This window comes from Pseudomonas sp. B21-023 (assembly GCF_024749165.1).
In the GTDB taxonomy this organism is placed as follows: domain Bacteria; phylum Pseudomonadota; class Gammaproteobacteria; order Pseudomonadales; family Pseudomonadaceae; genus Aquipseudomonas.
Genome location: NZ_CP087190.1, coordinates 3,399,133 through 3,424,449 on the forward strand (window position 1 = coordinate 3,399,133; position 25,317 = coordinate 3,424,449).

Below are 25,317 nucleotides of genomic sequence, written 5' to 3' on the forward strand. Positions count from 1 at the left end.
GCTCAACCCTCCTTGACCAGGCCGAGGTCGCCCAGCACGTCGCGGGTCGCCTCGTAGTAGCGCACATAGCCGGTGCAGCGGCACACATGATGGCCGAGGCTGGCTTCGATGGCCTGCTCCAGCTCGCTTTTTTTCAGCGGCTTGCGCTGGGCCTTCTCCACCAGCACCGTGGCGGCGTTGACGAAGCCCGGGGCGCAGTAGCTGCACTGGAAGGCGAAGCGGTCGACGAACTTCTGCTGGATCGGGTTCAACTCGGTGGGGTTGCCCGCTTCGTCGCGTTTGGCGTGGCCTTCGATGGTGCGCACTTTCTTGCCCTCGAAATAGTGCGCGCCGGTGATGCAGGTGCGCACTTCCTCGCTGGTGCCGTCGGGGTTGTCGACGATCACCACGCAGGCGTGGCAGATGCCCTGCCCGCAGCCCAGGCGCGAGCCTGTGAGGTTCTGGTATTCGTGCAGGTAGTCGATCATCGCCAGGTCATCGGGGACCACTTCGGTGACGACAGGTTGACCATTGAGGGTCAGTTGCAGCTTGCGGTCAGCCATTGAGGGCCTCCTTGACGCGGGCGGGGGTGATGGGCAGGTCGCGGACACGCTTGCCGATGGCATGGGCCACGGCGTTGCCGATGGCGCCGACCACCGGGATCATCACCACCTCGGCAATGCCCTTGGACGGGTCGGTCGGCGACAGCGGCGGCAGGATCTCGGACGTCTGCTTCCACACCGCCACATGCCGGGCCATCGGCAGGCGGTAACGGTTGAAGTTCCAGTCGCCCTCACCCGGGCCACCCTCGTACAGCGGCATCTCTTCCAGCAGCGCATGGCCGATACCCATGGCGATACCGCCTTCGAGCTGGCCCTTGACCAGCTCGGGCACCAACACCCGGCCGCACTCGACCCAGCTGTGGTGGTTGAGCACGCTGACCTCGCCGCTGCCCTTGTTCACCTTGACCTCGACGATGGTCGCCACCGGGCTGTAGTAGGTGACCATGGCGTTGTTCAGCTGGGTGGCCGGGTACTCGGCGTTCTGCCGGTCGAGCAGGTGGAAGCCGGCGCTGTTCATCTGCGCCTTCTTCGCGTTCACCGCACCGTCGCCGTACTTCACCGCCAGGGCATCGAGCGGCAGGCGCTCGCGCACGCCGTCGATGACGAAGTCGGCCTCGGCCCAGCTCCAGCGGTTGAAGCCGTGCACACTGACGCCGGTGACCAGGCCCATCTCGTGGGCCTTCTTCGCCAGCGTGGCGAACGGGATCGGCTCCAGGCCGTTGCCAGTCAGCGCACCGTTGACCCACACCGCGTTCTCGCGGCGCACCACCAACGGGTTGGCCTGGCCGCCGAACGGGCCCTGGCTCCACAAGGCCATGGCCGCCGGCCACAGGCCGTGGTTGAAAAGCACCCGGGCCGCCTCGCGGGTGGCGTGGCTGAAGTAGAACGCCGAGTTGGTCGCCGACGACGGCGAGGCCAGCTTGGCGACCCAGCGCGGGTTGCGCAGCGCGGCGTCCTGCTCGGCCTGGCTGATCAGGTAGGGGTTGCCGCTGGTGCTCAGTTGCAGCTCAGGCCATTCGGTCTGGGCGGTCTGCACGTGATCGGCGACGCGGCCGAGGAAGTCGCTGACCACCAGGGCCTGGGAGGTCGACATGCCGGTGCCCAGCTCGGTGCCGATATGACGCAAGGTGATCTGGCCATCGGCAGTGAACTCGACCGCCGCCATCGGCGCTTCGGCGCCGGTGCCGAAGTCCTTCTGGGTGATGGCGAAGCCCACGCCGTACCAGTTGTCGTGGTCCTTGGCGTCTTCGGCCTGCTTGCGCGCGTGGCGGTTCTTCCACCAGTCGTGTTCCGCGGCCTTGTCGAGGATCTCGTGCAGGCGCAGGGCTCCGGCGGGCACCGCGCCCTGGGTGTTCTTCATGCCCGACTTGAGGGCGTTCTTGCGGCGCAGTTCGATGGCATCCACGCCCAGGCGGTCGGCAATCTCGTCGACCATCATCTCGGTGGCGGCCATGCTCTGCAGGGTGCCGTAGCCGCGCATGGAGCCGGCCTCGACGCCGCGCGAGTGGTAGGCGGTGACCGACAGGTCGTTCTGCGGCATGTAGTAGATCGACTGCGCGGCAGTAGCGCCTACTGAAGCCACCGACGGGCTGTAGTTGATGCGCCCGCCGCCGTCGACGGTCATGTCGGCGCGGAAGATCTTGAAGCTCATGTCCTTCTTGTCGACGGCCAGCTGGTAGCGGATGTCGAACGGGTGGCGCTTGATGCCACTCTGGAACTGCTCGTAGCGGTCGTTGGCCAGGCGGATCGGCACGCCCGCGCCGTACAGGGCGGCGACGGCGGCGTAGAACACGAAGATGTTGTTGTCCTTGGAGCCGTAGCCGACGGTGTAGCCCGGGTGCATGTTCAGGTGTTTCAGGCCGAAACGCGACGGCTTGATCATGTGCACGCATTCCTGCGCCACTTCGAACGGGCACTGGGTGGCGACGACAAAATGCAGGGTGCCGGTGGCCGGGTCGAACCAGCCGTTGCCGTTGTCCGGCTCGAGGGCTGCGGGCTCGATCGACGGGGTCTTGTAACGCTCGTCGAACAGCAGCCAGTCTTGCGGCGGCTGCTTGAGCTGCTCGTCGATACGCTGGGCGTAGAACATCCCCTGCTCGGTGAGGGTGCCGTGCTGCTTGGGCTCGGCGGTCCATACCGGCTTGCGCGCCAGGATGGTGGGGAACAGCATGGTGTTCTTCAGGCTCGAGTATTCATCTTCGTCGAACGGCGTCTTGCCGGCCACGCGCACGAAACGGAAGCTGCCGTAGGGGTCGCGCTGGTACAGCGGCGCCTGGGCACCGTAGCGGATCGCCTGGTCGTTGAACTGCAGCTTGAGCTTGGCCTTGCGAAAGCGCTCGAAGTCGTTCCAGATCAGGATCGCCACCGGATGGCCGATGAACATCGGCACCTGGCCGGGCGGCAGCAACGGGTCTGGCGAATGGGCTTCGGGCCAGGCGATGCCGTCCTTTTTCAGGTCATCGGCGCTGACGACGCGGTCCGGCTGCAGCTCGGCGCCCAGCAGTGACAGGTCGTAGCCCGCGTAGATTCGGTCGGCCTTGGTCGCCTTGAGCAGCATGGCGTGGCCTTGCTGCTGTGGCCAGCCAGGCATGTCCTTGGCACGGATGTCGCGGGCGAACACCTTGTTGCCGCAGACCTTGGACAGCGCGTCGTTACGCAAACGCACCTTGCCGTCGTGGTTCATCCACTTCTGCGGCGAGGTGGTGACCTTGCTCTCCATCAGGGCGGCGAACGCCTGGCTGCCGAGCGGCGCCATGGTCACGCCGACACCGGCGATCAGCCCGCCTTGCAGGAACGAACGCCGGGAAATATCACGGTTGGACATGGTTGATCCTCTGGGCAGCTCTTGGGTTGCCCATGCTTTTTCTGGTGCTTGAGAAACTGAAAGGGCGCGCACGATCACAAAAACTGACCACGAAGTCAAGTTAACGATCGTAGGGTGCCCTTGCAAGTCAAGCAGACAACTTGTCGCGGGGCGCCGCGAAGGGTCAATCCGGCAAGCGATAGCGCTCGGCGAAGTACTGGCGGAAGAACTCCACCGCCACCCGCACCTTGGCCGAACCTGCCAACGGCGCGGTATACACCGCCCAGATATCCGCCGCCTGCTGGTACTCGGGCAGCACCTGCACCAGGCGCCCATCGGCGATGCTGTCATGCACGTCCCACCAGGAGCGCAGCAGGATCCCTCGCCCGTCCAGGCACCACTGGTGCGCCACCTCGCCGTGGTTGCTGGAAAGCCCGCCGGTGACGCGCACGCTTTCCTCGCCCTGGGGGCCTTCCAGGTGCCACAGGCCGAACGGGTGGTCGCGCTCCTTGATCACCAGGCAGTCATGGCTGGCCAGGTCGGCCAGCACCCGCGGCGTGCCATGCGCGGCCAGGTAGCCAGGGGCGGCGCACAGCACCCGACGGTTGCGCGCCAGGGGCTTGGCGATCAGGTGCGGGGCGATGACGTTGCCCACGCGGATGTCCAGGTCCACCCCTTCGGCGATCAGGTCCACCAGGCGGTCATGCACATCCAGGCGGATGTCCAGCCCTGGGTAGCGCGCCGCCAGCTCCGACAACGCCGGCGCCACGAAGCGCCGCCCCAGCCCCAGGCTGCTGGCGATGCGCAGTTGCCCCGCCGGCTCGCGCTGGCCGGCGTTGAGGTCGTCGTCCATGCGCCGCAGGGTCTCGAAGATCTGCTGCGCCCACTGGTACACGCGCTCGCCCTCCTCGCTCACCGTCACCCGCCGGGTGGTGCGGTGCAGCAGGCGCACGCCGAGGCTTTCCTCCAGCAGGCGAATTCGCTTGCTGATGAACGCCGCCGACATGCCGCGCTCGTCCGCCACTGCGGCGAAGCTGGCGCGGCGCGCCACCTGCAGGAAGATGTCGAGGTCATCCAGGTTCGGCAGATTATTCACGTTTCGTGCACCAAGAATTGATGGATTGCCGGATTATCTCCGAAGCACAGCCTTATAGCATGGCCTGCATCTTCCCTGGACACGAGATGCGCCCCATGACCAAGACCTTCAAGATCGCCGCCATCCCCGGTGACGGCATCGGCAACGAAGTCCTCCCCGAAGGCCTGCGCGTGGTCGAGGCCGCCGCCCGCAAGCACGGCCTGGACCTGCAGTTCGAGTTCTTCGAATGGGCCAGCTGCGATTACTACCTGGCCCACGGCAAGATGATGCCTGACGACTGGTTCGACCAGCTCAAGGGCTTCGACGCCCTGTACTTCGGTGCAGTCGGCTGGCCCGACAAGGTCCCGGACCACATCTCGCTGTGGGGCTCCCTGCTCAAGTTCCGCCGCGACTTCGACCAGTACGTGAACATCCGCCCGGTGCGCCTGTTCCCCGGCGTGCCCTGCCCGCTGGCGCACAAGCAGCCCGGCGACATCGACTTCGTGGTGATCCGCGAGAACACCGAGGGCGAATACTCCTCTCTGGGCGGGCGCATGTTCGAAGGCACCGACAACGAGTTCGTGCTGCAGGAGTCGGTGTTCACCCGTCGCGGCGTCGACCGCATCCTCAAGTACGCCTTCGACGTGGCGCAGACCCGCGAGCGCAAGCACGTGACCTCGGCGACCAAGTCCAACGGCATGGCCGTGAGCATGCCCTACTGGGACGAGCGCACCGCCGCCATGGCCGCCCACTACCCCGAGATCAGCTGGGACAAGCAGCACATCGACATCCTCTGCGCCCGTTTCGTGCTGCAGCCTGAGCGTTTCGACGTGGTGGTGGCCTCCAACCTGTTCGGCGACATCCTCTCCGACCTCGGCCCGGCGTGCGCCGGCACCATCGGCATCGCGCCGTCGGCCAACCTCAATCCCGAGCGCAAGTTCCCCTCGCTGTTCGAGCCGGTGCATGGCTCGGCGCCGGACATCTACGGCAAGAACATCGCCAACCCGATCGCGATGATCTGGTCCGGCGCGCTGATGCTCGAGTTCCTCGGCCAGGAGAACAACGATGCCCGCTACCAGGCGGCCCACGACGACATCCTCAAGGCCATCGAGACGGTGATCGCCAACGGCGACACCACCCGCGACATGGGCGGTAGCCGTTCGACCCAGGAAGTGGGCAAGGCCATCGCCGAGCTGCTCGGCGCCTGATTTGACGTCAGGTCATCGCGGGGCAAGCCCGCTCCCACAAGTAGAAACACGTCTTTGCGTGGGAGCGGGCTTGCCCCGCGATAGCGACAGCCCACCCAATCATCCGGATTGTCCGACGATCCTATTGCCACCCACTTCGATTCAATGCAGAATCTGTCAACCATAAGATACTTGTTATCTATTAGTTAACAGAAAGGAAACACAGAACCTCGATACGGACTTCCCCAACGCCTGACGCCTACTACAAAAAAAATGCTCCAGGAGACAATTGATGTCCCCCAATAACAAAAAGATCGACGTGTTCCTGATCGCCGTGAGCCTGTTTGCCGTGCTGCTCACCGTGATCGGCCTTGCCGCCTTCCCTGCCCAGGCCGAAAACCTGGCCAACCAGCTGTTCGAAGTGGCCACCCGCACCTTCGGCACCAGCGTCCAGGTACTGGTGTTCGGCAGTTCCCTGGCCGTGCTGTACCTGGCCTTCAGCAAATACGGCAACATCCGCCTGGGTGCCGGCAAGCCCGAGTACTCCACCGCTACCTGGGTGTTCATGTTCATCTGCGCTGGCATGGGTTCCTCGACCCTGTACTGGGGCGTGATGGAATGGGCCTACTACTACCAGACCCCAGGCCTGAACATCGCGCCGATGTCGGCCAAGGCTCTGGAATACAGCGTCAGCTACTCGTTCTTCCACTGGGGCATCAGTGCCTGGTCGATCTACGCCCTGGCCTCGCTGGCCATGGCCTATCACTTCCATGTGCGCAAGAAGAGCGGCCTCAACCTGGCCTCGATCATCGAGGCGGTCACCGGCTTCAAGGCCACCGGCCCGGTCGGCCGCGCCGTCGACCTGATCTTCCTGCTGACCATGATGGGCGCGCTGACCGTGTCGCTGGCGCTAACCGCCTCGACCCTGACCCGCGGCCTTGCCGACCTGGCCGGTACCCCCAACACCTTCACCGTGCAGTTGCTGGTGATCGGCGCGGTGGCGCTGCTGTTCTCGCTGAGCTCGTACATCGGCATCGACGGCGGCCTGCAGCGCCTGTCGAAGATGGTCTGCATCGGCGCCCTGGTATTCGCCGCCATCGTCCTGCTGGTGGGGCCGACCCAGTTCACCCTGAACAACACCGCCAATTCCATCGGCCTGATGCTGCAACATTACGTGCAGATGAGCCTGTTCACCGACCCGGCCGGCGACGGCGCCTTCACCCGCAACTGGACGGTGTTCTACTGGCTGTGGTGGGTGTCCTACGCCCCGGGCGTGGCGATGTTCGTCGCCCGCGTATCCCGTGGCCGACTGATCAAGGAAGTGGTGTTCGCCCTGCTGCTGGGCGGCAGCTTCGGTTGCTGGTTCTTCTTCGGCGCGCTGGAAAGCTACAGCATGCACCAGTTCATCAACGGTCAGATCGACGTACCCAAGCTGCTCGGCACGCTGGGCGGCGAAGCCGCGGTGACCGACCTGTTGCTGGCCCTGCCCTGGGGCACGCTGTTCCTCGCCGCGTACCTGTTCATCATGGCGGTGTTCTGCGCCTCGCACATGGACGCCGCCGCCTACGCCGTGGCCGCCACCAGCACCCGCAACCTGCGCGAAGGTGAAGACCCAAGCCCCACCCTGCGCCTGTTCTGGTGCGTGGTGCTGACCCTGGTGCCACTGGCCATGCTCTTCGCCAAGGCCTCGCTGTCGACCATGAAGACCGCCGTGGTGCTCACCGCGATCCCGTTCATGCTGATCCTGCTGGTGAAGATCTACGGGTTCTTCAAGTGGCTGGTGGCCGATTACGGCCAGGTGCCGGCCTACCGCATCGAGGAAGAGGCCACCCGCCTGGCGGGTGAGGAACCGCAGCCGCAGGCACCGCGTAGCGCTGCCGTGGTGCACTGAAATACAAGGTGGGGGCGGCTTGCCCCCCCATTTGGCAAATTTTTTTTGCCCAGATTGTTAACCAACAGATACGCGTTAACCAATAAGAACCGAGATAGAGCCATGAACGATTTCAAACGCCTGCCCGCCGACTTCTGCGCCAACGCCGAGGAGGCCTTCACCCTCCCGGCCAAGTTCTACACCCAGGCCGCCGTCTTCGAACACGAGAAGGAAGCGATCTTCGCCCGCAGCTGGATCTGCGTCGGCCACCGCAGCGAAGTCGCCGAAAAGAACGCCTACATCACCCGTCAGGTGATCGGCGAGAGCATCATCGTCGTGCGTGGCCGCGACGACGTGCTGCGGGCCTTCTACAACGTCTGCCCGCACCGTGGCCATCAACTGCTCGAAGGCAGCGGCAAGGCCAAGAATGTGATCACCTGCCCGTATCACGCCTGGACCTTCAAGCTCGACGGCGAGCTGGCCCATGCGCGCAACTGCGAGAACGTGGCCAACTTCGACAAAGGCAATTCCACCCTGGTGCAGCTGCGCGTGGAGGAATACGCCGGTTTCATCTTCATCAACATGGACAACGACGCAGGCTCCGTCGAAGACCAGCTGCCGGGCATGCAGAAGCGCATGCGCGAAGCCTGCGCGGTGATCGACGACCTGCACCTGGCCGCACGCTTCGTCAGCGACACTCCGGCCAACTGGAAATCCATCGTCGACAACTACCTGGAGTGCTACCACTGCGCCCCGGCCCACCCTGGCTTCTCCGATTCGGTGGACGTCGGCCAGTACAGCCACAGCCTGCACGGCAACTGGACCCTGCAATATGGCCTGGCCAAACCGTCGGAGCAGTCATTCTCCTTCGACGAGTCGGTGAAAGACCCGTCCTTCGCCGGCTTCTGGGCCTGGCCGTGCACCATGTTCAACGTACCGCCAGGGGCCAACTTCATGACCGTGATCTACGAGTTCCCGGTCGATGCCGAGACCACCCTGCAGCACTACGACATCTACTTCCTCAACAAGGAGCTCAGCGAAGAGCAGCACAAGCTGATCGACTGGTACCGCGAAGTGTTCCGTCCCGAGGACCTGCGCCTGGTCGAGAGCGTGCAGAAAGGCCTGAAGTCCCGCGGCTACCGTGGCCAGGGCCGGATCATGGTCGACGCCCAGCGCAGCGGTGTCAGCGAGCACGGCATCGCCCACTTCCACAACCTGATCGCGGTCGCCCACCTGGACGACTGAACACACGCCAGCTCCCCGCCCCGCGCCAGGGCCTGGCGCGGGGCTTTGTTGTCGAGGTACGCCATGGCCAAGCAATACGAAATGTTCAAGGTGCGCGTGACCGGTGTGGAACAGGCCACGCCGCAGATCAAGCGCTTCACCCTGGCCCGCGCCGACGGCGGCCCCCTGCCCGCCTTCAGCGGCGGCAGCCACGTGATCGTGCAGATGCAGTCGCCCTGCGGCGGCCAGTTCAGCAATGCCTACTCGCTGATGAGCGACCCGCGTCAATTGCACAGCTACCAGATCGGCGTGCGGCTCGAGGAGCAGTCCAAGGGCGGATCGGCGTTCATGCACAACCAGGTAGCGGTGGGCAGCGAGCTGACCATCTCCACCCCCAACAACCTGTTCGCCCTGGACGCCGATGCCGGGCGCCATGTGCTGATCGCCGGCGGCATCGGCATTACCCCGTTCCTGGCGCAGTTGCACGAGCTGGAAGGGGGCGCCACCCCCTACGAGCTGCACTACGCCTTCCGCGCCCCGGAACACGGCGCCTTCCAGGGCGACCTGGAACAAGGCCCGCATGCCGGCAACACGCGGTTCTACATCGACAGCCTGGACCGCAAGCTCGACCTCGCCGCGCTGTGCGCGGGCCTGGCCGATGACGCCCACCTCTATGTGTGCGGGCCCAAGCCGCTGATCGACGCGGTGATCGCCACCGCCGCCGCCGCTGGCATCGCCGAATCGCGGGTGCACTGGGAACAGTTCGCCGCCGCCGCGCCGGCCACAGGTGCGGCCTTCACGGTGGTGCTGGCCCGTTCAGGCACCGAGCTGGCAGTCGAGGCAGGCATGACCATCCTGCAGGCCATCGAGAAGTCCAAGGCCGCGAAGGTCGAGTGCTTGTGCCGCGAAGGCGTGTGTGGCACCTGCGAGACGGCGATCCTCGAAGGCGAGGCCGAGCATTTCGACCAATACCTCAGCGACGAGGAAAAGGCCGCGCAGCAGAGCATGATGCTGTGCGTGTCGCGGGCGCGCTCGGCGCGGTTGGTGCTGGATCTCTGAAGTCAGATCGCGTCCCAACGGGGCGAACGATGCCATCGCGGCGCAGGCCCGCTCCAGGAATAGCGCATGAGCTGGAGCGAGCTTGCCGCGATGACGTCGGGCGCCTCGATGTAAATGCAGGCCAGTGGATTGAAAAATTGTTATGAGATAACATTTTACTTCCACTGTTTGCGACTTTTTTCAATGGCCAGCCCCCAACTCCCCCAACGCCTGCAAAGCATCGACGCCCTGCGTGGCCTGGTGATCCTGTTCATGCTGCTGGATCACGTGCGCGAAACGTTCTTCCTGCACCGCCAGGTCAGCGACCCGATGACCATCGACGCCACCGAACCCAGCCTGTTCGCCAGCCGCACCCTGGCGCACCTCTGCGCGCCGGTGTTCGTGCTGCTTACCGGGCTATCGGCCTGGTTGTATGGCGAGAAGCACCAGGGCCGTGGCGATGTCTCGGTGTTCCTGTTCAAGCGCGGTCTGTTCCTGGTGGTGCTGGAATTCACCCTGGTCAACTTCGCCTGGACCTTCCAGTTGCCACCGAGTGTGATCTACCTGCAGGTGATCTGGGCCATCGGCCTGAGCATACTCGCCCTGTCACTGCTGGTGTGGCTGCCGCGCCCGGCGCTGCTCGCCCTCGGCGCGCTGATCGTCGCCGGTCACAACCTGCTCGATGGCCTGCACTTCGGGCCTGAATCGGCGCTGCATGTGCCATGGGCGATCCTGCATGAGCGCAGTTGGCTGGAGGTAGGCGAACATCTGCGCCTGCGCACGTCCTACCCGCTGTTGCCGTGGATCGGCGTGATCGCCCTGGGTTATGGGCTCGGGCCGTGGTTTGCCCGGGGCAGCGACGCCGGCAAGCGCCAGCAGCGTCTGCTATGGGCCGGCGCGGGCCTGCTGCTTGGGTTCGTCGCGCTGCGCCTGCTCAATGGCTACGGCGAAGCCCCCTGGAGCCTCTACGCCCGCGTCGGGCAGACGCTGATGAGCTTCTTCAATATCACCAAATACCCACCGTCGCTGCTGTTCCTGGCCCTGACCCTTGGCGTCGGCCTGCTCCTGCTGCGCGGCTTCGAGCGTGCCGGCGACGCCCGCTGGATCGGCCCGCTTGCGGTGTTTGGCGCAGCGCCGATGTTCTTCTACCTGCTGCACCTGTATGCGCTCAAGCTGCTGTACGTGGCCTGCGTGGCACTGTTTGGCCTGAACCAGGGCCGCTATTTCGGTTTCGATGGCATCGGGGCGGTATGGCTGACCGCCGTGCTGCTGCCACTTGTCCTGTACCTGCCGGTGCGCTGGTTCGCCCGGCTGAAAGCGCGACGGCGCGATATCGCCTGGCTCAAGTACCTGTAAAAGCGTTTTCACCCGACAGCCCGATGGTCTACCATGCCGCCCGCCGGTTTCCACACGGAATCAAAAGGGAATCCCGGGCTCGCCACTGGCGATCCAAAGGGAACTGCCCCCGCAACTGTAGGTGCCGAGTCTGCGCCATCGATGCCACTGGGTCTGCCGACCCGGGAAGGCTGGCGCCGGCCTGGACGCACCAGTCAGGAGACCTGCCGGCACGCATTCACCAACCGGCGGGGTGTCCGGGATGGTCATCCGCCCTGGCCGCGTGCTTGCGCAGGCTGCCGGGCGATGCCTGTCCGTGGGCCATTCCGTGCACCACCCAGGAGATCGCCCCACCATGCCGCACCGCCTCGCCGCCCTCCTCGCCGGCCTGTCCCTGTCGGGCCTGGCCCACGCCAGCGCCACCCAGTACCCGCTGACCGTCGACAACTGCGGCATGCCGCAGACCTTCACCCAGGCCCCGCAACGGGCGGTGACCGTCGGCCAGGCCGGCACCGAGCTGCTCTATGCCCTGGGCCTCGGTGAGCGGCTGGCGGGCACCTCGCTGTGGTTCAACAACGTGCTGCCGGAATTCAAGACGCAGAACGACAAGGTCCCGCGTCTGGCCGACAACGAACCGAGCTTCGAGGCGGTGGTCGGCAAACGTCCGCAACTGGTGACGGCGCAGTTCGAGTGGATGATCGGCGCCCAGGGCGCGGTCGGCACCCGCGAGCAGTTCCAGGAGCTGGGCATCCCCACCTACCTGCTGCCCTCGGACTGCGAGGGCAAGGACAACCTGGTGGGCGCCGACGGCACCCGCCTGCAGCCGTTCAAGGTGCAGAGCATCTACAAGAGCGTCAGCCAGCTGGCCGAGATCTTCGACGTGCAGGAACGTGGCGCGCGCCTGAATGCCGAGCTCCAGGGCCAGCTGGAACAGGCCAGGCAGCGCCTGGCCGGCCAGGACCTGGCGCACACCAGCGCGCTGTTCTGGTTTTCCAGCGCCGACCTCAAGACCGACCCCTATGTCGCCGGCCGCCAGGGCGTGGCCGACTACATGCTGCAGACCCTTGGCGTGCGCAACGTGGTCGAATCCAGCGAAGAATGGCCTACCGTGGGCTGGGAGACCCTGGCCAGGGCCAACCCCACCTGGCTTATCGTCGCGCGCATGGACCGCCGTCGCTACCCGGCCGACGACTACCAGAAAAAACTCGACTTCCTGCGCAGCGACCCGGTCACGCGCAATATGGACGCGGTCAAGCACGGCCGCATCATCGTCCTCGATGCCGACGCCATGCAGGCCGGCATACGCCTGTTCCGCGGCCTGGACGTGCTGTCCAGCGCCTTCGCCAGCGGTAAAGCACCCCAGCCATGAGCCGCCTGCTGCCTATCAGCCTCTTTGCCTTGCTCGCCCTGTGCCTGGCCATGCTTGCCGGGATTGCCATCGGCGAGACCCGAGTCGGCGCCGAGGCGATCTGGCAGGTGCTGGCCAACCAGCTGTGGCAGGCCGGCCATGCCGTCGACCCGATCGACGCCGGCATCGTCTGGAACTACCGCCTGCCGCGCACCCTGGTCGCCGCCGCTTGTGGCGCGGGGCTGGCGACCTGCGGGGTGATCCTCCAGGCGCTGCTGCGCAACCCGCTGGCCGAACCGTACCTACTGGGCCTGTCGGCCGGTGCCTCGACCGGTGCGGTGGCGGTGGGGTTGTTCGGCCTGGGCGGGGCGGTGCTGTCGCTGTCGGCAGGCGCCTTCATCGGCGCGCTGGCGGCGTTCGCCCTGGTGCTGCTGCTGTCGCGCGCCAGTGGCAGCCGCCATGACAACGCCCAGGTGATCCTCGCCGGCATCGCCGGCTCGCAGCTGTTCAACGCGCTCACCGCCTTTCTCATCACCAAGTCGGCCACCGCCGAGCAGGCCCGCGGCATCCTGTTCTGGCTGTTGGGCAACCTCAGCGGCGTGCGCTGGCCGTCGGTGTGGCTGGCGGTGCCGGTCGCTCTGTTCGGCCTCGCGATATGCCTGTGGCAACGCCGGGCACTGGACGCCTTTACCTTCGGTGCCGACTCGGCGGCCTCGCTGGGCGTACCGGTGCGCCGTACACAGCTGCTGCTGATCAGTTGCGCGGCGCTGGTCACCGCGGTGATGGTGTCCATCGTCGGCGCCATCGGCTTCGTCGGCCTGGTCATCCCCCACGCCTTGCGCCTGCTGCTCGGCCCCGGGCATAGCCGCCTGCTACCGGCCAGCGCCCTGGGCGGTGCGCTGTTCCTGATCATCGCCGACATCCTCTCGCGCACCCTGATCACCGGCCAGGTGATCCCGGTGGGCGTGGTCACGGCCTTGATCGGCGCACCGGTGTTCGCGTTGATCCTGGTCAGCCGCCGGGGGCGCCCATGAGCGTGATGACCACCATCGCCGACGCGCCGCTCACCTGCCAAGGGCTCAGCCTGCGCCTGGGCGGACGCGACGTGCTGCAGGGTGTCGATCTGAGCGTGATGTCCGGCGAAACCCTGGGCGTGGTCGGCCCCAACGGCTCGGGCAAGTCCACCCTGCTCAAGCTGCTCGCCGGCCTGCGCACGCCCAGCAGTGGCAACGTGCGCCTGCTCGGCGAAGCGCTGGAGCGCATGCCACGCCGGCATATCGCCCAGCGCCTGGCCCTGGTCGAGCAACAGGCCGACACCCTGGACGCCATCAGCGTGTACGACGCCGTCGCCCTGGGCCGCACGCCCTGGCTCTCGGCCCTGGCACCGTTCGGCAACGATGACCGCGCCATCGTCGAACAGGCGCTGGCCGACGCCGACGCCAGCCACCTGCGCCGACGGCTATGGGGCGAACTGTCTGGCGGCGAGCGCCAGCGCGTGCATATCGCCCGGGCCCTGGCGCAACGACCGCAGCTGCTGTTGCTGGACGAGCCAACCAACCATCTCGATATCCAGCACCAGCTCGGCTTGCTGCGCCAGGTGCAGGCGCTGCCAGTGACGACGCTGGTGGCGCTGCATGATCTTAACCAGGCACTGACTTGCGATCGGCTGGCCGTGCTCGATCAAGGGCGGTTGGTTGCGCTAGGCAAGCCGGAGGCGGTGTTGACGCCGGAGCGGTTGTTGGGGACGTTTGGGGTGCGGGGGCACTACCTGGTCGATCCGTATGATGGGGCGCGGGTGCTGCGGTTTCGTGCCTGAGTCAGCATGGAAAGCGCCGCTCACGCGGCGCATCGCCGGCAAGCCGGCTCCCACACCGACCGCGCCAGCCTGAGGCCATGCGCCATCCCGTGGGAGTCGACTTGGTGGCGATCAGGCCGACTGGTTTACCTGCGGCAGCTTCCAGGCCTTCATCTCCTGCGGCGTCAGGCTGGCCAGTACCTGCATGAAGGTTTCGGTCAGCTCGCTGCTGACATTGCCGTGAGTCTGGTAGTTGCTCAGCAGATAGCGCTTTACCGTATTCGGCCAATTGTTCGCCAGGTGAGCGGCCTTGATGATTCCCTTGGCGTCCTGATAGTTGGCGGCGGGCTTGACCTGGGTCAGCCGGCGCTCGAAGTGGCCGAAGCTCCAGTCGTCCTCGCGAGCCTCGAATTCGTCCAGCAGTTTCACCTTGTACAACGCAAGCTCGGGCATGCGTGATCTCCTTGTGATGGGGTGGAAGGAGACGGTAGGCGAATACGTCGGGAATGGAAATGAACACGGTGTTGAGCATGGCGGGGTCGGTTGGGATGGCCTGTCAGACGCCGGCTGCAGGGGCCGGTAGCAAGGGCTACCGCGCGGATAACGCAACCGGGCGCTCGCCCAGTTTCTGCGCCAGCCGCAACAGGTAGCCATCCGGGTCCTGGACCAGGAACTGGCGCAACCCCACTTCGACGGCATCTGCGCGATACCAGACCTCCTCGCATGCCCGGAACAACGGCCAGCGTTGGCGCTCCAACCGTTCGAGCAGCGGCGCGACAGCGGCGACATCGATCTGCAGGTTGATTCCCCGCCCGAAGGGCTTTTCCAGCGGCCCGGTGAGCCAGTGATCATCGGCATCGAGCTGCTCGAGCATCACCTGCGCGCCGTGCAGGTCGAGGTAGGCGAAACGCTGCTCCGGGCGTTGATAGGCAATCTCGAAGCCCAGCAACGACACCCAGAAATCCAGGCTGCTGTCGAGGTCGCTGACGATCAGTTCGGGCACCATTGTGTTGCGCTGTAGCATGCGGGTCGTCCTTGAGGGGTATGGGCAAGCGGACGACATGATAACGCTTACCCCAGCTTCCACCAGCGTGGCCGGCAAGCACGAAACGAATGCGATGTGGGCCGCAGGGCCTGGGCGCCCTTGCCATCGAAGCAGCCCAGCAGCAAGGCGACCGTGGGGTGCGCATGGAGCGCCGTAAAAGTGTTACGCCGTATGGCATCCTGGCCTGCGCGCCTGCGCCACTGCTAAAGTGCGCGCCGCGGCCCTCCCGGCCTCAGCAATGATGGAAACCTGCCGATGGAAAGAATGATCCAGTTCGTGGCGGTGGTGGTGGTCTGCACCAGCATCGGCATCGCCTGCGAGCACTTTGAAGTGAATCGCTACCTGAAATGGCTGCTGATGGCCCTGCCGGCGATTGTCTGGGTGCGCCTGCGCAATCCGTTGCAACGCTGAATTTGCGCATGGGTTTGCAGTAAACTCGCAGGCCTTAACGTGCCCAAGGCTGCCCCATGTCCCGCCTGACCCGACTGCTGTTGCCCGTGCTCCTGCTCGGCGCCCTCGCCGCCTGCGACCAGAAGCCCAGCCGCGAGGAACAGATCCTCGCCAACCTGCCCTTGCAGGAAGCCTACGACCACAACATCGAACGCATGGCCGGGCTGCTGGCCATGAACCACGCGCAGGTGCCCCAGGACAAGATCAAGCAGGTGCTGCGCAAGCACCTCACCGTCGAGGATCAGCGCCAGGACCTGTTCAAGTTGTACAGCGAGGAGCACTTCGACGACGCCGAATTCGCCAGCATCGTCCAGGCCACCCGCGACCCGGCCAAAGCCAAGGAACTGGGCCAGAGCGACGAGGGCAAGCGCCTGAGCGAGAAGCTCACCCGGCTGATGCGCGAGAGCGCCAGCGACCCCCAGGTCCAGGCCCTGGCGCAAGCGCGCATGCAGCAGGTCGAGGATGACCTGCGAGCACTGCAACAGGCCGCGCCCTGACCCGATAGGGCACAGGAATCAATCACGGCAAAGTCCGTGATAGCTGTGAGAAGCCGGAGCGCCCTGCGTAATCCAACCCTGCAATTGCCCGCCTGCATGGTTCACCTTGCGCCTAGCGCGTAAGGTGAGGCACCTGCTGCATCCCATGAGGCCAAGGATTGCGATACATGCCCCCCCACGCTCGGCGCCCCGACCTGCGCACTCTCATACTCGCGCTCTGCGCCATCACCGCGCTGGTGATGCTGCTGGCCAGTTACTTCGCCAGCTACCGTGTGCAACGCCAACTGCTGATCGACAGTGCCCTGGAAGCCAACCGGGCCTACGCCGCCAAAGTGGCCGCCGTGACCGAGAACACCCTGGGCAACGCCCTGCAGCAACTGGCCTATAGCGCCAGCCAATGTGCCCGGCACCCCGATGACGTTAACCTGGTACAGGCTGAAATCGACCGCCTGCAACAGCAAAGCAACCTGTTCAACTCAACCTTGCGGGTCAGCGCCCAAGGTGTGGTGCGCACGCTTGCGCCAGCGCCACTGCAACACCTGGCCGGTACCCAGGCCAGCTCGGCCGCGTCCCGGGAAGCCTTGCGCGAGCGCCGTACGCTGGTTTCCACGCCCTTCCTGTCGGCGGCCGGCAACCTGTTGGTGATCATGTCGCAGCCGATCTTCGACGCCGACGGACGCTACCAGGGCTATATCGGCGGCAGCCTGTACCTGCGCGAACGTAACTTGCTCAACAGCCTGCTGGGCACGCACTTCTACCAGAACGGCGCCTACCTCTACGTGATTGATCGCAACCGTCGACTGCTGTTCCACCCCGACAGCCAGCGGGTCGGCACGCTGGTGGGCGACAACTCGCTGGTCGACGAACTCCCCCATCTTGACCACGGCACCCGCCGGCTGGTGAACAGCCAGGGCGTGGAAATGCTCGCCGGTTTCGCCACGGTGCCCAGCACCGGCTGGGCCATCGTTTCCCAGCAACCGCTGCAACAGACCGTGGCACCGCTGCGCCACCTGATCCTCAATGTCATCGCCATTTCCGCGCCGCTGGCCCTGCTCGGCTGCCTGCTGCTGTGTTGGCTGACGCAAGTCATCGCCCACCCGCTCAGGCAACTGGCCACGGTCGCCCGGGGCACGGGCGAGCAGCAGACCACCGAGCGCATCCACCAGGTTCGCGCCTGGTACGCCGAGGCTGCGGAGCTCAAACGCGCCCTGCTGTTCGGCCTGAACCTGTTGCAGGAGCGCATCGGCCGACTCAACCATGACGCCCAGACCGACCCGCTCACCGGACTGCTCAACCGCCGTGGCCTGCAGCAGGCACTGCGTTTGCTGCAGGCCGAGAAACGCGGCTTCGCCGTGGTGGTACTGGACATCGACCATTTCAAGCGGATCAACGACAACCACGGCCATGACATCGGCGACCTGGTCCTGCAGCGGCTGGCAGGCCTGATGCGTGGTACCTGCCGTGAGGGCGACCTGCTGTGCCGCACCGGTGGCGAGGAGTTCCTGATGCTCCTGCCGGGCGCGGGTTTGGAGGTGGCGACCGCCATCGCCGGCCACCTGCGCCTGACCGTGGAGCATACCCCTATCGAACCTATCGGCGGGATTACCCTGTCCCTGGGCGTGGCCAGCTGGCAGCCCCTGACGGGTGACGAGCCTGGCGATACCCTGCGCAAAGCTGACCAGGCGCTGTACCGGGCCAAGCAGAAGGGGCGCAACCGCGTGTGCATCGACAGCCAGGCCTGACACTTCGCCAGCACAGGCCGGAAAAAGGCCGGCCTCCTGCAGACTGCTGTAACATCCCGCGCTTTTGTTCAAGGAAGACGCGCCATGCGCCGTTTGCTGTTCCTGTTGCTGGCCCTGAGCCTGACCTCGTGCGCGCCCCGCCTGCCCTCCCCAACACCTCCCGAGCCTGCCGCCACGCCGCTGACCCTGCTCGACCATGGGCGCTTCCGGCTCTGGTACGACTGCCAGCGCGGCGAGCCGCACCGTTTCAGCTTCACCCTCGACAAGGACCAGGGTCACCTGCCTCGCGTCGATAACTTCCGTATCGATCGCAGCCTGCCCGAGGGTTGCATGGGCCAGTTCTCGGCCAAGGCCTACTCGACACCCAAGGGCTATCACCGCGGCCACCTGGCAGCCAACAATCATTTCGACGACGACCGGGCGGCGATGGACGCCTCCAACCTGATGAGCAATATCGTCCCGCAGTTGGCCTCGCACAACAGCCGCACCTGGTACCAGACCGAGCTGCTGACCGAGTGCTACCGCGACCTGCGCCCGGTGACGGTAATCGGTGGCGTGGTGTTCGGCCATGCCGGCGCGGCCCTGGACAACGATGCCTTCGTCCAGTCCCACGGCATCGCCACGCCCGAGGCGTTCTGGAAGGTGCTGCTGACCGAGGATGAACACGGACAGCCCCAGGTCATCGCCTGGTGGATCCCGCACCAGGCCGGACTCGGTACCGACCTGGACCCATACTTGCGCAGCGTTCGCCAGATCGAGACTGCGCTTGGCCCGGACGAGCCGCCGATCGAGGTGCCCGAGCAGCTGAAAGATCAGCGCCCGCCCCACACCTGGCCACTGCCGGCGCATTGCGACCGAGAGTGAGGGGAAGCCTTCCCCCTGAAGAATGAGGCGCAGTCACGTTAAACTACTGCCCCTTCTCAAACCGGTACACGCAGGTACCGGTGTTTGCCTCCAAGGACGTTGCCGTGTCGAAGATCCAGCGTTTCACCCTCTCCCCCCTGGCAGCGCTTGGCCTGCTCACCCTCGTGGCCTGCAGCGCGAACCCCGAGGCCAGCGCGAAAGTCGACGCCGCCGCCCTGTCCGGTTTCACGGCGGCCATGCAGAGCGCCCTCATCAACCGCATCGATGCCGCCAACCAAGGCACTCTGGTTGGCGTAGTCACGCTCAAGCTCACCCTGGACCGGAACAATCGCCCCATCGCCTGCAAGGCCGTGCGCAGTTCGATTGCCCATGAACGGCTGTTGCCCTTGGGCGTCACGGCATCTTCCTTGAGCCAATTGAAGCAACTGGTCGAGCACGAATGCTGGAGAACCACCTACCCGCCAGTGCCTGAAGGCCTGTTCGAGAACGACCAGGTGGAAGTGATCGCCCCCCTTGTGCTGATCTCTCGCCTGCCGATGCCGCGGCCCTGAGTCCCACATCCGGTGCTAACAGGCATCCGGATGTCGCCCCCGACAAAGCGCCCTCGCCCTACCGCTTGTCTACTGGCCCGAGAACAACGACGGCGCGCCCCGAGCGCGTCGCATCCGTCCAGGCTGCCAAGACCACCGGAGAGCACCCCATGTCCATCGCCCACGAGGTCCCACCCGCCACCTTGCGGCGGGTGATCGCTGCCTCGGCCATTGGCAACTTCGTCGAATGGTTCGACTTCGCCGTCTACGGTTTCCTCGCCACGCTGATCGCCAGCCAGTTCTTCGCCAGCGAGGATGAAAGCGTCGCCCTGCTCAAGACCTTCGCCGTGTTTGCCGTGGCCTTCGCCCTGCGCCCGCTGGGCGGCATCGTGTTCGGCGCGCTGGGCGACCGCCTCGGGCGCAAGCGCATCCTGTCGTTGACCATCCTGCTGATGGCCGGCTCCACCACGCTGATCGGCCTGCTGCCGACCTATGCCAGCATCGGCGTGCTGGCCCCGGCGCTGCTCACCCTTGCCCGTTGCCTGCAGGGGTTTTCCGCAGGGGGTGAATATGCCGGCGCTTGCGCCTACCTGATGGAGCACGCGCCACGGGGCAGACGGGCGTTCTACGGCAGCTTCGTGCCGGTCTCGACCTTCTCCGCCTTCGCCTGCGCGGCGGTCATCGCCTATGGCCTGGAGGCGAGCCTCACTGCCGAGGCGATGAATGCCTGGGGTTGGCGTATTCCGTTCCTCGTCGCCGCGCCCCTGGGCCTAGTCGGCCTGTACCTGCGCTGGCGCATGGAGGAAACCCCGGCGTTTCGCCAGGCAATCGCCGAAGGCAAGGCCCACAACCATTCGCCGTTGGGCGACACCCTGCGCCACCATGGCCGCACCATCCGCAACCTTGGCGCGTTCATATCGCTGACAGCGCTGTCGTTCTACATGTTCACCACCTACTTCGCCACCTACCTGCAGACGGTCGGCCACCTGAGCCGCGCCCAGGCGCTCCTGGTCTCGACCGTGGCGCTGCTGTTCGCCGCCGCCGGTTGCCCGCTGGCGGGCGCCTTTTCCGATCGTGTCGGGCGACGCCGGACCATCGGCTTCACTTGCCTGTGGGTGATGGTCGCGGTATTCCCGGCCTACTGGCTGGCCAGTTCGGGGTCGCTGACCGGGGCATTGCTGGGGGTGATCCTGCTGGCCATCGGCGCGCTGATGAGTGGCGTGGTCACCGCCGCGCTGCTGTCGGAGTGCTTCCCCACCCGCAGCCGCTACACCGCCTCGGCGATCACCTACAACGTTGCCTACACCCTGTTTGGCGGCACCGCGCCGCTGGTGGCGACCTGGTTGATCGAACAAAGCGGCAGCCGCCTGGCGCCGGCGTTCTACCTGGTGGTGATTGCCTTGCTGGCGTTGGTGGGCGGGTTGGCGTTGCCGGAGACATCGCAGGTTTCACTACACCGTGAAAGCGAAGGCGCGCGCCGGCATGCCGATAGCGATAAAGCGATGTCGACGGACTGATTGCACGCGCTGTCGACAGCATCAAGACATGGCGATAGGCCATGCATTAGCATGCGTGGCCTCGGTGGCCTGATGGGGGCCACCTGTCTTGTTCCTGCTCACTGAGCCGTGAGTCGGTCAATGCCATGTAAAGGATGCGCTGATGGCTACAGATGTCTGCACTCTGGCGGGAATCGCTTTCGAATGTTTCCAGCTGGACAAGAATGCGCCCAAGCTCTTTGGTTTCGCCGAACTGCTCAGTGGCCTGGCCCTGACCCTGCTGGTCTGGACCATTGCCGATGTACGCTACAAGTTTCGTATAGAGACCGCCGGGTTCAGGGTACGAGACACCTCGATCGCTATCATCCTGGCGCTGGGTGTAGTGGTACTGATTACTGATCTATGGCGCTACAGCCAATGGTGGATGCCCCTGAAGGGACCGATCACTCCCGAAATCTGGCAATTCATGCTGGGCCTGGTGTTCTTCGCGGTATTCAGCACGTGGTTGATTGTCGCGTTCCTGAGACCTCCAGTCTTCAATCACTGCAATGCCAGACAGTTCGGCAAGAGTGTCGAGTCTCGTCTACAGCGTGGGTCCACGGGCGAATTGACGATTGTCGCAGCAGAACTGATCCGATCATCCAGCAGCATTATCAGCCATGCTGCCGAACGGGCGCCGAAAGGCAATCTCAAGACCACAGCACGCGCCCGTGAGCTACTCAACACCATTGCCAGCCCCAGGTTCTGCAAGGTTTTCGTGGAAAGCGCACCAAAGTTGATCATCAGCTTGTTCAACGAGATCCGCGCACAGGAGGCGTATGGTCCCGAAGCAGAAAACCTGGCACGAAATGTCCTGACCGCCGCCATCAACAATCGTGACTCATTCCTGTTCGTAGAATTGCAACATGAAGAGCTGGGCTTGAAGGACTACCCGGTTATCAGGGCACTGTGGGGCGACCTGAACATGGTCAACGGTATCAGCATGCTGCTCTCTCCCTACACTTCGCGCAGAACCCCATGGGATCTCGAACAATGGCGCGCTTATCTCCACCTGGTCCGGGAAGCGTTCGCTACGTATGTGAAGGGGCCCTGCACGATGAATCCCAATTCGCTGCATTGGGCATATCTAAATATTCGCGGGATGTATGCAGATCTGAATGCGGATCTGTCAGTTCAGGAACTACGGCCCGACGACGATCTTTTCCAGCGCCTCCAGGCCCTTGGAGAATTGATCGAGGACATGGTCGAAATGCTGGACAAGCACAAAGCGCCTGCGCCCCTGCCGCACACAACTATCGCCAAGATCATCCTTGACCTGATCAAAGCAGCCTCTTGCGTACGCAAGCCACGCCCCGTAGTGAGGAAGATCCAGGCCAAACTGGTCTGGGAGGACATCCTCAACTCCTGCGCACTCAGGAGCGATGCAGGTACAGCGATCCAGTCCATCGTACATGAGCAGCTCCTGAACACGATCAAGCGATGCCCGGATCTCGATAGCGTTCGCCTGCTGGGATATAGCCTCAACGTGCTCGGTTTCGTGGTCTCCAAGGAAGACAGTGACTATGGATCGACCTGGAGAACACTTCACATCGAGCTTCTGCAATGGGTCAGGGCGAATCTGGCAGGAATGCTCAGGCAACACCCCCGCATGGCCAGTGAATGCTTCGTCGACGGGATGTCATTCGATGCGGTACACAATCGACTGGTCATACGCTACCCCACCGATTGGGGAGACGTACCGCCTGAATACTTCGAACTGGACCCGACACCCGACGAACCGCAAGCCGCTGCGGGTTGAACGCTATTACCCAAGGGTGAAAAGGGGGGCGCACAGCGCCCCCTGACCTTCGGGAATCACGGCAAATCGAACCTGTCCAGCTCCATCACCTTCACCCACGCCGCGACGAAGTCCTTGACGAACTTCTCCCTGGCATCGCTGCTGCCATACACCTCGCTCACGGCACGCAGCTGCGCATGGGAGCCGAACACCAGGTCGACCCGGCTGGCGGTCCATTTCACCTGGCCGGTCTTGCGGTCACGGCCCTCGAACGCTTCGTTGTCCGCCGAAGTCGGTTTCCACTCCACGCCCATGTCCAGCAGGTTGCGGAAGAAGTCGTTGCTGAGCACGCCGACCCTGTCGGTGAACACACCCTCCTTGCTGCCGCCATGGTTGGCGCCAAGCACCCGCAGGCCGCCGATCAGCACGGTCAGCTCCGGTGCGGTGAGCGTCAGCAACTGGGCCTTGTCCAGCAGCAATTTCTCGGCCTTGACGCTGTAGCGCGCCTTGCTGAAGTTGCGGAAACCGTCGGCCAGAGGCTCAAGCACCGCGAACGACTCGACATCGGTCTGCTCCTGCGAGGCATCCACGCGCCCCGGATGGAACGGCACGCTGATGTTGTGCCCGGCATCCTTGGCGGCTTTTTCCACCGCCGCGCTGCCGGCCAGCACGATCAGATCGGCCAGGGAGATCTTGTTGCCGCCCTCGTTGCGGATCTTCTCCAGCGCCGCCAGCACCTTGTCCAGCCCCTGGTTCGCCGTCCAACCGTTCTGCGGCGCCAGGCGCAGGCGGCCGCCGTTGGCGCCGCCGCGCTTGTCGGAACCGCGGAAGGTCGAGGCCGAGGCCCAGGCGGCGGACACCAGTTCGCCGACACTCAGCCCAGAAGCCAGCACCTTGGCCTTGAGCGCGGCGATATCGGCGTCGCTGGGTTGAGGCCCTGCCTTGGGCAGCGGGTCCTGCCACAGCAGCTCCTCGTTGGGCATTTCCGGCCCGAGGTAGCGTGCCAGCGGGCCCATGTCGCGGTGGATCAGCTTGTACCAGGCACGGGCGAAGGCATCGGCGAGCTGGTCGGGGTTGTCCTTGAAGCGCCGGGCGATGGGCTCATAGATCGGGTCGAAGCGCAGCGCCAGGTCAGAGGTGAGCATCGACGGCGCGTGCTTCTTGCCGGGATCATGGGCATCAGGCACGGTCCCCGCGCCCTTGCCATCCTTCGGCCGCCACTGGTGGGCGCCAGCCGGGCTCTTGGTCAGTTCCCACTCGAAGTTGAACAGGTTGTTCAGGTACTCGTTGCTCCACTGAGTCGGGGTCGAGGTCCAGGTCACTTCCAGGCCGCTGGTGATCGTGTCGCCACCCTTGCCGGTACCGAACTTGTTGCTCCAGCCCAGGCCCTGCAGCTCGAGGCCCGCGGCTTCCGGCTCGGCGCCGACATTGTCGGCGGGGCCGGCGCCGTGGGTCTTGCCGAAGGCATGGCCGCCGGCGATCAGCGCCACCGTCTCTTCATCGTTCATGGCCATGCGGCCAAAGGTCTCACGGATATCCTTGCCGGATTTCACCGGGTCGGGCTCGCCCTCCGGTCCTTCCGGGTTGACGTAGATCAGGCCCATCTGCACGGCGGCCAACGGGTTTTCCAGGTTGCGCTCGGCAGACAGGTCGCGGTTCTGTTCCTCGCCATGCTTGGCGGGCTCGGCCACCAGGTCACCCTGGCCGGGCGGCTGGGCCTTGACCTGTTCCTTGCCGTAACGGGTGTCACCACCCAGCCAGACCTTCTCCGAGCCCCAGTACACGTCCTCGTCGGGCTCCCACACATCGGCGCGGCCACCGGAAAAACCGAAGGTCTTGAAGCCCATGGACTCCAGGGCGACGTTGCCGGTAAGCACGATCAGGTCGGCCCAGGAGATCTTGTTGCCGTACTTCTGCTTGATCGGCCACAACAGGCGCCGGGCCTTGTCCAGGCTGACGTTGTCCGGCCAGCTGTTGAGCGGGGCGAAGCGCTGCTGGCCGGAGCCGGCGCCGCCACGGCCATCGCCGATGCGATAGGTACCGGCGCTGTGCCAGGCCATGCGGATGAACAACGGGCCATAGTGGCCGAAGTCGGCCGGCCACCAGTCCTGGGAGTCGGTCATCAAGGCGCTCAGGTCTTTTTTCAAGGCCTGGAAGTCGAGGCTCTTGAACGCCTTGCCGTAGTCGAAGTCCGGGTCCATGGGGTCGGACTTGCTGGAGTGCTGGTGGAGGATCTTCAGGTTGAGCTGGTCAGGCCACCAGTCACGGTTGCTGGTGCCGCCACCGGCGGTCTGGTGGAACGGGCATTTCGATTCGTTCGCCATCTGCTTCTACCTTTAGGGTCGGTTCAATTCAGATTTCCGGGCGTTCTTGTAATTGCGCTGCCAGGTGTTGGATCAGGCGTTCGCCAAGCGCGCCTGCCCCTCATCGGTTATGGCCGGGCACACCTGTGCACCGGCTTTTCACGGAACCAGCAGAAAGACTAGCCGAGCCTGGGCAGAGGTCTAATAGAGGCGATATTGGGGGGTGATAGCCTGGCTCTGTCAGCCTGTGGCGCCGGCAGATCAGGATCGTCACATTGATCTGTTCAACTGGGCTCGCCCCGATGCAAAAGCACATTCGGCCGTCCTTCGCGATAGCGGCCGACCCCGCGCCAAGGACGGCGCAGTCACGGGCCTGATGGCACTTGCCTGGCCAAG

The 25,317-nt window shown here is 64.9% G+C and carries 21 protein-coding genes and 1 riboswitch; of the genes, 15 read left to right on the forward strand and 6 right to left on the reverse strand.

The features are described from left to right. Positions 1 to 2 precede the first annotated feature (2 nt). The 3 genes from LOY42_RS15230 to LOY42_RS15240 all read right to left on the reverse strand — a co-directional run bounded on the left by LOY42_RS15230 (position 3) and on the right by LOY42_RS15240 (position 4,441). Positions 3 to 542 (reverse strand): (2Fe-2S)-binding protein, encoded by a 540-nt coding sequence (locus LOY42_RS15230; protein ID WP_139670713.1) that lies wholly within the window; start codon positions 540 to 542, stop codon positions 3 to 5. Beyond that, positions 535 to 3,366 (reverse strand): xanthine dehydrogenase family protein molybdopterin-binding subunit, encoded by a 2,832-nt coding sequence (locus tag LOY42_RS15235; RefSeq protein ID WP_258598172.1) that lies wholly within the window; start codon positions 3,364 to 3,366, stop codon positions 535 to 537. The genes LOY42_RS15230 and LOY42_RS15235 overlap by 8 nt, the downstream gene beginning before the upstream one ends. Positions 3,367 to 3,529: 163 nt before the next feature. After that, entirely contained in the window at positions 3,530 to 4,441 is a 912-nt protein-coding gene (locus LOY42_RS15240; protein ID WP_046855980.1) for a LysR substrate-binding domain-containing protein, read from the reverse strand. Positions 4,442 to 4,536: 95 nt separating this feature from the next. On the opposite strand from LOY42_RS15240, the gene LOY42_RS15245 reads away from it, so the two are divergent. The 8 genes from LOY42_RS15245 (at position 4,537) to LOY42_RS15280 (ending at position 14,238) form a co-directional block, all read left to right on the forward strand. Beyond that, positions 4,537 to 5,628, forward strand: coding sequence for a tartrate dehydrogenase (locus LOY42_RS15245; RefSeq protein ID WP_102684031.1), 1,092 nt, complete (start codon positions 4,537 to 4,539; stop codon positions 5,626 to 5,628). Between the two features lie 271 nt (positions 5,629 to 5,899). Beyond that, complete coding sequence (locus LOY42_RS15250) at positions 5,900 to 7,498, forward strand: BCCT family transporter (protein ID WP_258598175.1); 1,599 nt, start codon at positions 5,900 to 5,902, stop codon at positions 7,496 to 7,498. A gap of 102 nt (positions 7,499 to 7,600) precedes the next feature. Beyond that, complete coding sequence (locus LOY42_RS15255) at positions 7,601 to 8,722, forward strand: aromatic ring-hydroxylating dioxygenase subunit alpha (protein ID WP_139670705.1); 1,122 nt, start codon at positions 7,601 to 7,603, stop codon at positions 8,720 to 8,722. Positions 8,723 to 8,785: 63 nt separating this feature from the next. Then, the gene (locus LOY42_RS15260) at positions 8,786 to 9,760 is read left to right on the forward strand and encodes a PDR/VanB family oxidoreductase (protein WP_258598178.1); all 975 of its coding nucleotides are present in this window, start codon (positions 8,786 to 8,788) and stop codon (positions 9,758 to 9,760) included. A gap of 183 nt (positions 9,761 to 9,943) precedes the next feature. Next, positions 9,944 to 11,095: a DUF1624 domain-containing protein gene (locus LOY42_RS15265; RefSeq protein WP_258598179.1), complete on the forward strand. Its 1,152-nt coding sequence runs from the start codon at positions 9,944 to 9,946 to the stop codon at positions 11,093 to 11,095. A gap of 27 nt (positions 11,096 to 11,122) precedes the next feature. Then, a riboswitch (cobalamin riboswitch) is annotated at positions 11,123 to 11,321 on the forward strand. A gap of 108 nt (positions 11,322 to 11,429) precedes the next feature. Next, complete coding sequence (locus LOY42_RS15270) at positions 11,430 to 12,443, forward strand: ABC transporter substrate-binding protein (protein ID WP_110701687.1); 1,014 nt, start codon at positions 11,430 to 11,432, stop codon at positions 12,441 to 12,443. After that, positions 12,440 to 13,456 carry an iron ABC transporter permease gene (locus LOY42_RS15275; RefSeq protein WP_258598182.1) on the forward strand — a complete coding sequence of 339 codons (1,017 nt, stop codon included), beginning with the start codon at positions 12,440 to 12,442 and terminating at the stop codon, positions 13,454 to 13,456. Before LOY42_RS15270 ends, LOY42_RS15275 begins: the two co-directional genes overlap by 4 nt. Beyond that, the gene (locus tag LOY42_RS15280; protein WP_258598184.1) at positions 13,453 to 14,238 is read left to right on the forward strand and encodes an ABC transporter ATP-binding protein; all 786 of its coding nucleotides are present in this window, start codon (positions 13,453 to 13,455) and stop codon (positions 14,236 to 14,238) included. The genes LOY42_RS15275 and LOY42_RS15280 overlap by 4 nt, the downstream gene beginning before the upstream one ends. A gap of 111 nt (positions 14,239 to 14,349) precedes the next feature. Here LOY42_RS15280 and LOY42_RS15285 read toward each other — a convergent pair whose 3' ends face one another. Both LOY42_RS15285 and LOY42_RS15290 read right to left on the reverse strand, forming a co-directional pair. Continuing rightward, the gene (locus LOY42_RS15285) at positions 14,350 to 14,670 is read right to left on the reverse strand and encodes a hypothetical protein (protein WP_139670218.1); all 321 of its coding nucleotides are present in this window, start codon (positions 14,668 to 14,670) and stop codon (positions 14,350 to 14,352) included. A gap of 136 nt (positions 14,671 to 14,806) precedes the next feature. Beyond that, the gene (locus tag LOY42_RS15290) at positions 14,807 to 15,241 is read right to left on the reverse strand and encodes a VOC family protein (protein ID WP_139670216.1); all 435 of its coding nucleotides are present in this window, start codon (positions 15,239 to 15,241) and stop codon (positions 14,807 to 14,809) included. A 276-nt stretch (positions 15,242 to 15,517) separates the two neighbouring features. Here LOY42_RS15290 and LOY42_RS15295 point away from each other — a divergent pair, with 276 nt between their 5' ends. From LOY42_RS15295 to LOY42_RS15325, 7 genes are all read left to right on the forward strand, one after another. Continuing rightward, positions 15,518 to 15,673 (forward strand): hypothetical protein, encoded by a 156-nt coding sequence (locus LOY42_RS15295; RefSeq protein WP_177486017.1) that lies wholly within the window; start codon positions 15,518 to 15,520, stop codon positions 15,671 to 15,673. Between the two features lie 56 nt (positions 15,674 to 15,729). Beyond that, positions 15,730 to 16,209, forward strand: a complete 480-nt coding sequence (locus LOY42_RS15300) for a hypothetical protein (RefSeq protein WP_139670214.1) — start codon at positions 15,730 to 15,732, stop codon at positions 16,207 to 16,209. 167 nt (positions 16,210 to 16,376) lie between these two features. Continuing rightward, a complete protein-coding gene (locus LOY42_RS15305) occupies positions 16,377 to 17,951 on the forward strand; it encodes a sensor domain-containing diguanylate cyclase (RefSeq protein WP_139670212.1) in 1,575 nt (524 codons plus the stop codon). A gap of 84 nt (positions 17,952 to 18,035) precedes the next feature. After that, positions 18,036 to 18,815 (forward strand): DNA/RNA non-specific endonuclease, encoded by a 780-nt coding sequence (locus LOY42_RS15310; protein ID WP_198755228.1) that lies wholly within the window; start codon positions 18,036 to 18,038, stop codon positions 18,813 to 18,815. Between the two features lie 104 nt (positions 18,816 to 18,919). Then, on the forward strand, positions 18,920 to 19,366 hold the full coding sequence (locus LOY42_RS15315; RefSeq protein WP_102683734.1) for a hypothetical protein: 447 nt from the start codon (positions 18,920 to 18,922) through the stop codon (positions 19,364 to 19,366). Between the two features lie 149 nt (positions 19,367 to 19,515). Next, positions 19,516 to 20,862, forward strand: coding sequence for an MFS transporter (locus LOY42_RS15320; RefSeq protein WP_258598191.1), 1,347 nt, complete (start codon positions 19,516 to 19,518; stop codon positions 20,860 to 20,862). Positions 20,863 to 21,004: 142 nt separating this feature from the next. Further along, on the forward strand, positions 21,005 to 22,639 hold the full coding sequence (locus LOY42_RS15325; RefSeq protein WP_258598193.1) for a hypothetical protein: 1,635 nt from the start codon (positions 21,005 to 21,007) through the stop codon (positions 22,637 to 22,639). A 56-nt stretch (positions 22,640 to 22,695) separates the two neighbouring features. On the opposite strand, the gene katG is transcribed toward LOY42_RS15325, so the two are convergent. Beyond that, entirely contained in the window at positions 22,696 to 24,942 is a 2,247-nt protein-coding gene (gene katG, locus LOY42_RS15330) for a catalase/peroxidase HPI (RefSeq protein WP_258598195.1), read from the reverse strand. Positions 24,943 to 25,317 lie beyond the last annotated feature (375 nt).